The sequence below is a fragment of the Nocardia sp. KT25-26 genome (genome assembly GCF_056627695.1).
On the sequence record NZ_CM152813.1, the window covers coordinates 4,159,755 to 4,170,388 of the forward strand.

Annotated in this window: 7 protein-coding genes; 3 read left to right on the forward strand and 4 right to left on the reverse strand. The window is 64.9% G+C overall.

Annotation, left to right across the window (positions count from 1 at the left end; genetic code table 11):
- The first annotated feature begins 133 nt into the window (after window positions 1–133).
- The 3 genes from AC1HFH_RS18980 to AC1HFH_RS18990 all read left to right on the forward strand — a co-directional run bounded on the left by AC1HFH_RS18980 (window position 134) and on the right by AC1HFH_RS18990 (window position 4,649).
- Window positions 134–3,568 (forward strand): DEAD/DEAH box helicase, encoded by a 3,435-nt coding sequence (locus tag AC1HFH_RS18980; RefSeq protein ID WP_480244131.1) that lies wholly within the window; start codon window positions 134–136, stop codon window positions 3,566–3,568.
- Window positions 3,569–3,688: 120 nt separating this feature from the next.
- A complete protein-coding gene (ppnP, locus tag AC1HFH_RS18985; RefSeq protein WP_480247901.1) occupies window positions 3,689–3,997 on the forward strand; it encodes a pyrimidine/purine nucleoside phosphorylase in 309 nt (102 codons plus the stop codon).
- A gap of 181 nt (window positions 3,998–4,178) precedes the next feature.
- Window positions 4,179–4,649, forward strand: coding sequence for a hypothetical protein (locus AC1HFH_RS18990; RefSeq protein ID WP_480244132.1), 471 nt, complete (start codon window positions 4,179–4,181; stop codon window positions 4,647–4,649).
- Between the two features lie 400 nt (window positions 4,650–5,049).
- Here AC1HFH_RS18990 and AC1HFH_RS18995 read toward each other — a convergent pair whose 3' ends face one another.
- The 4 genes from AC1HFH_RS18995 to AC1HFH_RS19010 form a co-directional block, all read right to left on the reverse strand.
- Window positions 5,050–5,430 carry a hypothetical protein gene (locus tag AC1HFH_RS18995; protein ID WP_480244133.1) on the reverse strand — a complete coding sequence of 127 codons (381 nt, stop codon included), beginning with the start codon at window positions 5,428–5,430 and terminating at the stop codon, window positions 5,050–5,052.
- Window positions 5,431–5,658: 228 nt separating this feature from the next.
- Window positions 5,659–7,722 carry a GmrSD restriction endonuclease domain-containing protein gene (locus tag AC1HFH_RS19000; protein ID WP_480244134.1) on the reverse strand — a complete coding sequence of 688 codons (2,064 nt, stop codon included), beginning with the start codon at window positions 7,720–7,722 and terminating at the stop codon, window positions 5,659–5,661.
- 394 nt (window positions 7,723–8,116) lie between these two features.
- Window positions 8,117–9,298 (reverse strand): SNIPE associated domain-containing protein, encoded by a 1,182-nt coding sequence (locus AC1HFH_RS19005; protein ID WP_480244135.1) that lies wholly within the window; start codon window positions 9,296–9,298, stop codon window positions 8,117–8,119.
- Window positions 9,295–10,563 (reverse strand): hypothetical protein, encoded by a 1,269-nt coding sequence (locus tag AC1HFH_RS19010; protein WP_480244136.1) that lies wholly within the window; start codon window positions 10,561–10,563, stop codon window positions 9,295–9,297. The genes AC1HFH_RS19005 and AC1HFH_RS19010 overlap by 4 nt, the downstream gene beginning before the upstream one ends.
- Window positions 10,564–10,634: the final 71 nt, after the last annotated feature.

Here is a 10,634-nt window from a genome sequence, read left to right on the forward strand (position 1 = left end):
AATCCGTCTGCACCAGAGCACTTTTCACTTGATTCCAGGTGGAGATTCTCGGCATTCGGCTCCCGCCCACTCGACTTCGGCGTACCGTTGTCACCATCATGACCGAGGCGGGCGGAAATGAGGGGGCGGTTCCATGCGATCGGATTCGCAGGCCACGCGGCTGGTCCGGTTCTGGCGAACAATCGAGATGTTCAGCCCGCAGGACGTACCGAACCCGACCAGACTATCCGGCAGGTCACGGGAGGTCGTGGTCGATGTCGGTGACGGCGGCCCGGTGCCGTGGGACCCCGACCACGAGATCCACACGGCGCGACCGCTACGTCCGGGCCGAACCTGGCGCTTCACTGTGTACGGCGGACTGTACGACGTCACTTCGGTACGAAACGCGCTGGTCCGGCGGTTCGGCGACGACACCGCCGACCCCGACGGTCGCAGCAGCGGTACGACGGCCGCGTTCGCGTTCACGCTCGATAGCGACGGCGCCGTCGTGGAGAACTCGCCGACCCTGTCTGCCTGCGCCTGGGCGATGAGTCGGCTCGAGTCTCCCGGCCCGGACGATCCGACATGGCTCGACGGGTTCGACGACGACAATCGTGAGTTCGTCGACGGACTGAACCGTTTGAGTCCACCACAGCTTGCTGAGCGGCAGCGTACCGATCCCGGTTCCCGCGTACGCTCACGAGCCGCCGCCCTGGCGGGGCGCACCAGGTCCGCCGGGGTCGAAGCCGCGACAAAAGGTGTGGGTGCCGCGGCGTCGGCAGCGGCGACTGCCGCGATCACCGCTGTCGGCGGCCCCGTCCTCGGCGGCATCGCAGGCACCGTAGCGGCCACGTTTGCCGAGAAGCTGATAGCGCGAACTCCAGCGTCCGCCGCGGCACCGACCGCAACCGGTGCCGCGGCATCCCACGAATCCGTCGTTGCGCTGACCGCTCGGGACCTGCATACCTTCGCCAGCGAACTGGCTGCCGCGCTCGGCATCGATGGGGCGCTCGCGGTATCGGGTGTACGGGTCAAGTGCGAACAGGTCCCGCAAAGGGTCGCCGAGGAATCTCCCGACCAGGACTTCCTGAACAGCTACATCGCCGACGATCTGCGCCGGATCGAAGCAGCAGTCGAACGCGGCGACCTCGGCCCCGCCCTACGTGACTACCTCACCGGCCGAAGCGCCGGCTCGGACGTGCAGCGGGTGGACGTCCGAGCCGACACCGATGCCGTACTGGACGGGCTGGCCCCGCAGCGGATCCCGGGCGGACGCTGGCCCGGCGATATCCGGAAACCACTGGTCCTCAGCCAGCAGTTCGCAGTCAATCAGATGTTCGCTCAGCCGGCCGAGGGAGCTCCGGTGTTTCCGGTCAACGGGCCACCCGGCACCGGCAAAACGACGCTGCTGCGCGATGTGCTCGCCGGAATCGTTGTCGAACGTGCTCGAAGGTTGGCCGCTCTCACCAGTCCAGCGGCCGCATTCACCACGAAATCGGAAAAGGTCCGCTTGCAGGGATCCGGGTACAGCCCCGCCGTGCATCGGCTGCGAACCGACCTGATCGGCTTCGAAACAGTCCTCGCCACCGCCGGCAACGACGCCGCCAAGAACGTGACATCGGAGATCCCCGGCGTCGCCGCTGTCGGCGCCGGCCGTGACGAAGCGCTGGCCGTCGACTATTTCTCCGAGCTGGCATCCCACGTCATCGGTGCACCTGCGTGGGGGTTGATTGCCGCGCCGTTGGGAAACATGACCCACCGGAATCACTTCGCCAACAGGTTCTGGTTCGACTCCAAACCGGAAGGTGACGCCTCCGGCGACCGGCCCCCGCCGGAAGATCCCGTACCGGCGATGTTGAGCATGCTGCAGAACGCACGCAAGGACCCGACGACGGTGCCGAGTTGGTCGGACGCTGTCGCCGAGTTCCGACGCGCCGAGAACGATGTCGAGCGGTTGAGGTCGGAGCGGCAGGCCGTGGCCGAGGCGATCGGAACCGTCCCGCACCTCGTGGCGCAGGCCCACGAACTGATGGATGAGATCCAGAGCGTCAAGGAGGATCACGAGAATTGTTGCGCCACCACCGAACGCGCCGACAGCGAGTCTCGTGATGCCGGACTGGCTCGTGAGCGAGCGCTCGCGAACCTCGAGTTCCATGCCCGGCGGCAGCCGGGTTTCTGGGTCTCGTTGTCCACCTTTTTCCGAGCGGGCCGCCGGTGGAACGCCGAGAACGAACGCCTCGAGGCCGCCTACGACCGGGCCTGTGCGGAGTTCGACCGCTGCACTGCCCTCAGCCGAGCGGCGTGGGCGCGGCGGACCGCCGTCAGCAACCGGGGGCAAGCCCTGGTGGCCCGGCATCAGGCGATCACCGCACAGGAACAACAGCTACAGTCGCTCATCGACCGTGCGCTCGTGCGGTGGGAATCGACAGTGCCGTACGGGTCCACCGTTGCCGACGAGCACCGGTTCCAGCTGTGTAAGGCTTGGGCGGACGAAGAATTCACCACGGCGCGCAACCGAATGTTCCTGGCGGGACTGGCTCTGCACAAGGCCTTCATCCTCAACGCCGGCACCCGGCTGCAGGAGAACCTGTCGGCCGCGGTTGCCATGATCCAGAACAAGGTGCGCACCGTCCCGACCCCGGAGACCGTCGCTGCCGCCTGGCAGTCGCTGTTCCTGGTCGTGCCGATGGTGTCGACCACCTTCGCTTCGCTGCCCCGACTGTTCCGCGATCTGCCGCAGGAAGCCCTCGGCTGGTTGTTCATCGACGAAGCCGGTCAAGCCACCCCACAGCAGGCTGTCGGTGGGCTGTGGCGGACGCGCCGGGCAGTCATCGTCGGCGATCCACAGCAGCTCGAACCCATCGTGACCGTGCCGTCACCGGCACAGGATGCGCTCCTGCAACACTTTCGGCTCGGCGAGGAATGGTTGCCGGACCACACGTCTGTGCAGCGAGCCGCGGACCGCCTCGCCCGATACGGCACCGAACTTCCGACCCCGGACGGGGCAGCGTCGATCTGGGTCGGTGCCCCTCTCCGGGTCCACCGGCGCTGCGATCACCCGATGTTCGAAATCAGTAATCGGATCGCCTACGGCGGTGACCTGATGATCTTCGGTACCGCCGAACGTCCACCGTTTCCCGGTGCGAGCAGCTGGCTGGACGTGCCTTCCCACAGCGGCGCCGGCAAATGGGTACCCGGTGCGGAGCCGATACTTCGCGATCTGCTGCAGAAGCTGACCCGGGAGCACGGCATCGATTCCGCGGAGATAAGGGTGATCAGCCCGTTCCGCGACGTCGTCCGAAACTGTGAACGGATCACTGCTCGAACGCTCGGCCGCGAGTTCGCCAAGGACAATGTCGGCACCATCCACACAGTTCAGGGGCAGGAGGCCGACGTCGTGATCATGGTGTTGGGCACCTCGCAGGCCCAAGCAGGGGCCCGCCGCTGGGCCGCCTCGAAACCCAACCTGCTCAATGTCGCAGTGTCCCGCGCGAAGCGCCGCTTCTACGTCATCGGTGACCTCCGACTCTGGCGCCACCAGCAGTATTTCGGTGACCTCGCAGCTCAGTTCGGCCGGGCGCAACTCTGAGCAGTCCCGGAAGGTTGCCGACCGAACAGCGTCGGCGGTCGCCCCGGGGAGGCGGGCTCCCCGGTTCGGCCATCGTCCCGGGGGTTAGGGTAAGGCTCCCCTAACAGTTCGGAAGTGAGTATGTCGCAGTTCGAGAACGTCACCATCGATACCGCCGCCAACGTCTACTTCGACGGCAAAGCGGTCAGCCACGATTTCACCCTTGCGGACGGCACTCGCAAATCCGCCGGCGTGATCTTCCCCGCGAAGCTCACCTTCGGCACCGCCGCCCCCGAAACCATGGAACTGCTGACCGGTGAATGCACCGTCACCCTCCCCGGCGCCACCCCGCAATCCTTCCGCGGCGGCGAATCGTTCGAGGTCCCCGGCGACAGCTCCTTCGATATCGAAATCACCGAGACCGTCACCTACGTCTGCCACTACGGCTGACACCGGCTCGGTCGCCGTGCGACGGGCCGACCCGTGCACGGCGGCTCGATGCCGATTCCCACGTGGGGTCCCCATCGTTGTGCTGGGTGTCGAGGTATGGGCTCAGGACGTGCTCGATAACACCACCCTTCCCGGACGCGATACATCCGTCGAGCCCATTGCCGATCCGACGGGAGCACCCATGCGTGTCCGCAGCTTCACCGTCCCCTTCGCCGCCGCAGCAGCCTGCACACTCGCCGCAACCGGTACCGCCACCGCCGCACCGGTCACCTCCGGCGACCTGTGGGCTGTGGCCGAGAACCCCGCCGAATGCGGCGTAGCCCGCATCACGATGACCGCCGGCCTCGCCGAAGGTTTCCCCGGCGGCGAGTCCTACATCTTGCTCTCCCCCGAGTTCTACGTCCCCGCCGAACTCACCGGCACCCCACACGACCTCACCTCCTGCCGGATCGCAGTCACCGTCCACTGGGAGAACCTCGACGAGGGCACCTCCGGCAGCCGGACTGTCCACCCGATGGACAGCCGCCCGGACCGGTATCAGACCTCGGCCAATGCTGCCTACCTTCCGACGGGCACCGGCAGGGTCAGCTTCACCATGACGACCGATACATTGCACTGGCCCACGGGAGCGATCGAAGCCGACATCTCCTGAGTGGCCGGACTCCGTTCGTCGCGCTCGCCGGTACGCGCCGGCGACCACTTACCTACGCCGCACCGCAACCGCCGACCGGCAGTGTCGGTGTCCACTGAAAGTTGCCACATACTGCCGGTAGTGATTCCCCTCCGGCGGCCAATCGTGGACACCAGCACACCGACAGTGTCCCGCTCGCAAGCACGCTCATGCCGAATTGCGCGTAGAGGATCGAGGGTGCTGGAACGACCGAAGCGATCGCGCCGCCCGGTTGCGCCGTTGGGTGACGCGTTCGGCAAGCCTTCGGCACGTTTCGCGTGAACCCGCTCGAATCGGCTATGCGACGAACAACCTCCGATCTGGAGCCTCCGCCCTCCGTTGGGCGCAGGTCTGAGGGTTCGCGTCTGCTCGGTCCGGGGTATCAGGTACGGAGTGTCTTCAGCTCGAGTTCAACCGGGCCGACGGCACCCAGCCCCCGGCTGCCGGGCATAAGAAGGTCCGCAACGTCCGCACGGAACTCCGAGGCGTACTCCTCGCCGAAGAGATTGCAGACCTGCCCCGCAACCGTCAAGCCCGCGCCCGTGATTCGCACAGCGACGTTTCGGTCGTCCATGCTCGAGATCGTCACCTGCAACGGCGCCGTGGATGATATCGATACATGGCCGACAGGCACAGTGCCGGTGCTGCCGTCCTCGAAGCTGAGAACCAGGTCCGCATCCTTGCCGTCGCCGAAAACTCCCAGTTCACGAACGGTCCTGCCCTGCACAGGAAGCGGTTCCCACTGCCCCTCTGTCATAGTCATAGCAGCACAGTATCACTGCTGTTTTCTGTCCAGGGCAGGTGCGCCCCAGCGGAATTCACCAGCGGGCCGGTCGTTCCTCCCGGAGTTGCCGCTCGGCACGGTCGATCCAGTTACAGAACCGCCTGCTGAACTCGGCGCGCGCGGCGGGTCGCACCTCGATGTGACTGCCGCGGGCTCGCTGTAGCGGCCGTCGCCGGCAGGATCATCGGTCTTCCCTCGCCGAACTAGTCAGTCCGGCAGGTCGTCATCCATGATCGACCTCAACTCTTCCAGATCTGCCACGGCGAGCCGCTGGCCGGGATCGGCCCGACCGCTGCCGGAGAATCGAACACCTTCGGATTCCAGCAACTTCCGAGGGTCGTCGGTCGCATCCGACTCGGTCCAACGGAAGGCCGGGGAAACCTCCCCGTGAGAAGTGAGCACCCGATGGACGTTGGGTGCGGGCACCGTAGCCAGACGATTCCCCAGCGGTTGCGCCGCAGTGCCGAGCACTTCCGCCAGATCACCGTACGTAGTCCAGTGGCCTGCCGGAAGCACCGCCAGCAAACGGTGCAATGCCTGCCACAGCGGATTGTCATCGCTGCCGTTACCGACCCGGTCCAGGGGCCCCGGCCAGGCGGCAACGATCCGCTGTGCCAGGGCGCGGCCCCGTTGCTCGATCTCCTTCGGTCCCCAAATCGGGTATTCAGCGATCTGCTGGTTCAGCCGAATACTGCTGGCCTGCAACAACTCCCGTTTTCGATCGAACTCGTGGTTACTGAGGTTTTCGTTGTATCCGGTGAGGGTGAGGTTCCCCAGCGTGTGAACCAGCCGGTCGTGCAGTTCGTCGACATTCTCCGGGCCGTACTCGGCTCCCAGCCCAGACCGCCACTGCGTAGACAAGGTCTGCGGCATGACATGCTCGATGGTCAGCGAGTCGATCGCGACCGGCTCCTTGGTCGCGAACAGTCGATCTATCCATGCCATCATGGTCTTGCGGTGCGCTGCCCGGCCGGTGGTGTACAGCGGGGAGGTGAGGATGGCTTCGGTGAGTCGCTCATCGTCCGCGTAGTGCTTGCGCCCTTCGGACAAGTATCGGTGCAGCGCCTGGTCGACCGGCAACTGAGCATCGAGTTCCTGAACCGCCGCGGCGAACATCCTGTTGAGCCCCTGCGTTGCCCTGCCTACGAGGAACCGTCGCACCAGGATCGACTCGATATACAGAAGCGCCTTGGCAACCTGCTCGGACGTGGCCGCGCCGGTGTCTCGCAGAACCAGGAGGTGCAATACCAGCGGCGCCGGGGTGGTCGAGTCCCATTCGGCCAGCCGGGTCAGCCGTTCCCGCACTGCGGAGTCGGGTTCCTCTTCCGGATGCAGCATCAAACGGTACAGGCCACCGAGCCGGGCGATCCGCACGATTTCGGCGACAACCTCGTCCTCGCCGGTGAGCCGGTCGAGCCGAGCCTGCTGACCGGTGAAGGTCTGCGATTGTTTCATCACCGGCCTGGTGTGCAGCAAATCGAGCCAGAACAGCGTTTCGAGCCGTTCGTTGTCTTCCAGGGCCTGCTGCAGCGGCTGCCAATGCGTCCGGTAGACCTCGTCGCTGCGATTCGGCAGACGCATGAACAGGTAGTTGCGCAGCAGGTCGCCCTGCGTCAGTTTCAGCCCCGTGTTGTTGAGCGATTGGAAGATCCGGTGCACGTTGTCGCCAGGGTGGGTGCTGATCGACACCACCGACAGGCCCGCTGTCACAGCCTGTGCGATCTGAACCGGATCGACTGTGGAATCCGAATCAGCGGGCTGGGCCAAGCAGGCCCGAAAGTAACGGTACGCGCCGCCGATGGCGTCGTCACCGCCGGCTTGTGGTAGCCCATCCAGAACCGCGGCGTAGGCCTCCCGATCGGCTTGAGTGGGAAGAAGTTTCAACCGGAACGGGTCGTCCTCGAACTGATTCGTCAGCAGTTGGCTGTGGATCCGGTCGACATCGCGGGCCGCACTGCCGATCTCGTGCAGGTGATCCCGGATCGCAGCCAGCAACAACGTCAGCGTCGTCAGCCGCTGCTGACCGTCCACGACGAGATACCTGGTCACAGATCCGGCCACCCCTGCCGGGACCGGCGCCAGCACCACGGAACCGATGAAGTGGGTCGCCCCGGCCTCCGCTGCCCGATCCTCCGCGAGCTGTGTGATGTCGCGCCAGAGCACCTTGAAGTTGTCCGCACCCCACTGGTACGGCCGTTGGTACAACGGGACCACGTATTGCGAGGTGCCCTCCAGAATCTTCTGCAGGTTCGTCTCCTGCGCAGCGACCACAATCTCCTCCTCGACGAATCCCGGCCCGTGCAGGACGCGAACGGCGCCTCCCGAACCACCCGTACGGTAGCCGACACTGCCGACATCGGCGGGGCCTTCGCCGACACCGGCAGATCACGTTCGCCGCCATACGATGGCGGTACTCATTGTGGCTGAGGCCCTGTAGATGGGTCCAACGGTTGTGAGAGTTCTGATGCACCAGAATGGATGCAGGAGAAGACGATCACACCATGTCACGACGTCGGCACATGCCCGAGCGTGTGAGGTTCCCCCGAATGGTGGACAGGGGTCAAGCGGCTGCAGCAGCCGTGGAGAGTGATTGTTCGAAGGCGATCGGGCCTTTCGTACGTCCCGAGGACCGAGACATTTGTAACTTCGGCGAAGTCGACGCACCTCACCGATCGGGCCAGTACTGCTTGGATTGAAAGTACTGCGTTGCGGTTGGTTTGTCGTTGTAGTCGAGGAGGTTGCCCACTTTGTTGGCCAGTACACGGCGTACTTCGTCGGGCGTCGCGAAGAAGAATTCGCGACGTTGATTCGCATGGTTGAGCCGACGCGACGTGAACTCTTGGTGCAGTTCATTTTCGAGTGTGACGGCATCGTCCGAAAAGTAGACGGCGTGGACGTCGAACGGGAAGGGCACGGACGCACCGCCCAGTTCACGTACTCGGTCCAGTGGTTCGAGGCGGCGGGTCAATCCGATTTTGACCACGTCGGGTCCGAACGCACCGATGTTGGAGATGACGTAGACATAGCCGGCGCGGATGTTCGCTGCCCGGTAGTCGTTCTGCGCGATCGCCTCGGCAATGCGGGTGAGCTGTTCTTCGATTTCCTGCGTATCTTGCCGATCAGCGGTGAGCCGTTCCAGCACGGATCGGTAATGTGCTTGTTCCTTTTCGAGCCGTTCACGCTCGGCAGCAATTTCCTGTTCGACCTTGCGTTCCTCCCGCAGGCGCTCACGCTCGGCACGGGCGGCTTCGCGTTCTTCCTGCACCTTCATCATGTAGTCGGCAGTGAGTTCGAGCTCCTTGATCCGCAGCTCATGATATTCCGGCGATACGTGCATCTGCATTGCCGTGCCGAGCTTCTCGATATCCTTGGCGGCTTTGTTCAGACGTCGCTTGGCGGTATCCAGATTGCCGGCACGGATCGTTCGGACACAGTTTTCCGCTTCGGCGTTGTATGCCCGCAACATGAGCTTCGACAGGTCTGCTGTCAATCGCCGGCCCTCGGCGAGGGAGTTGTTGAAGCTGAACTTCTTGGCCACCACGACGGCCTCGCTGATCTTCACAGCTTCGCGGATGTCGGCACGCAACTCGGCGAGGGTTTGTTTGTAGCTGTCGGCGTTCTCCAGCGGATGGTGATACTCGTAGATCCCCACCTCCTGAAGCACCATCGCATCATCCACCGTGATGAGCTGGGGGTCATTCGCCGGAGCCGGGGCGGCCGAGGACGGACGGGAGTTCAGTTGTTCCGTGAGTTCGTGGATCCGATCGTGCAGATCGGCCGATTCGCGCTCCTTGACGATCAGCATCTTGCGGAGTCCGACTATCGTGGCCTGGGCATCATCGTTCATCCGCGCACTCCCTGGTTCGCCAATGGCACCAGTCCGTAGGGGTTCTTCGATACTGCCGCCGAGAGATGAGTCAAGGTAGCCGCCGGCTCCACTCGGGCGAGGTCGATCGGAAGGAAGTCTTCCCTGTCGGTAGCCAGCCGAACGACGTCGATCCGGGTGTCGTGGCCGGTCGCAGCATCGACGGTGTCCACGGCAACAGTGAGCGCAATACTGTCGATGACGCCCTCCCGGTCGGCTTCGAACACCTCATGCACGGTCCGCAGCGCGGTTTTCGCGATTGCAGCTGCATAGCGGCGCTTCACCTCGGCGGCCGGCAGGCTCGTGGACGTGATTTCGTCGGTGCTCTTCGTGTAACGGAATGCTTTCGTCGTCGGGAATGCTTCGGGATGCGGAGCCAGGACGGTGATGTGCAGTTCGCGGTCAGCGGCATCGAAGGAGTGCTCGTAGACCACTTCGAAGGTCGACGGATAGACCGAGTTGGCCAGCACGATGCCCACATATTCGTCCATGGCGCCGGGCCGACGCTCACGCAGCCCGGCGATCAGCCGGTCCAGGCGGGCATTGGATTCCTCGATCCGAGTTCGATGTTCGGCGGCGGTGTGCTCGAATCGGCGGCGCGCCGCATCGAGTTCCTCGGCACGCACGGCTTCCTGCCGCCGCCACCCATCGCGAAGCTCGGCATTCACGCTGCACGCCCGGGCGAACATGTGCTCCCACTGCCGCACGGCGTCGCCGTACGCCCGCTGCGCCGCTTCCAGTTGGGCGGCATGCCTGCGATTACCTCCCAGCGCACCACTGAGACCGGACGGCGGCGGCGGGGGTGGCACGAAGACCGGGCGATCGGGCAAGGGGTGGTAGTGCGGTGCCGGTGCCGACGTCAACAGCTCGGGCCGATCGAACGGAGGATCGGTGGGTGTCGCGCGTAGCGCATCGAGGTCGACCCAGTCGTCGATCTCCAGCGTGGCGTCGAGGAGGTTGTCGATCTCGTCGTAGGTCACGGCGAGCTGTGCGTTCATTTCCTCCGCTTCGGCTTCCCGGGCGGCGATGTGGGCGAGCTTCGCAGCCCGTTCAGCGGCTGCGCGGTCGGCAGCCGAGGCCCGCGCGGCTGCCGCAGCGACTCGTTGCTGTTCCCGGACAGACCGCTGCGCCTCCCGCACCGCCCTATCGTGTGCACGCCTTGCTGCCCGCCGTTGCTGCTCCTCCCGCTGTTGCACCAGCCGCTGCTGATACTGCAATTCGGCGAAGAACCCCCTGCGCCGCGCCACCCAGATCCACCTCTCATCCCTCGACATGGTCCCGCGTCTCTGCGTCACAGAGACTGTCGCGGGAAGGGAAC

Coding starts and splice junctions, on each gene's coding strand:
- AC1HFH_RS18980 (WP_480244131.1), top strand. CDS start 134: ATGCGATCGGATTCGCAGGCCACGCGGCTGGTCCGGTTCTGGCGAACA.
- ppnP (WP_480247901.1), top strand. CDS start 3,689: ATGTCGCAGTTCGAGAACGTCACCATCGATACCGCCGCCAACGTCTAC.
- AC1HFH_RS18990 (WP_480244132.1), top strand. CDS start 4,179: ATGCGTGTCCGCAGCTTCACCGTCCCCTTCGCCGCCGCAGCAGCCTGC.
- AC1HFH_RS18995 (WP_480244133.1), bottom strand. CDS start 5,430: ATGACTATGACAGAGGGGCAGTGGGAACCGCTTCCTGTGCAGGGCAGG.
- AC1HFH_RS19005 (WP_480244135.1), bottom strand. CDS start 9,298: ATGAACGATGATGCCCAGGCCACGATAGTCGGACTCCGCAAGATGCTG.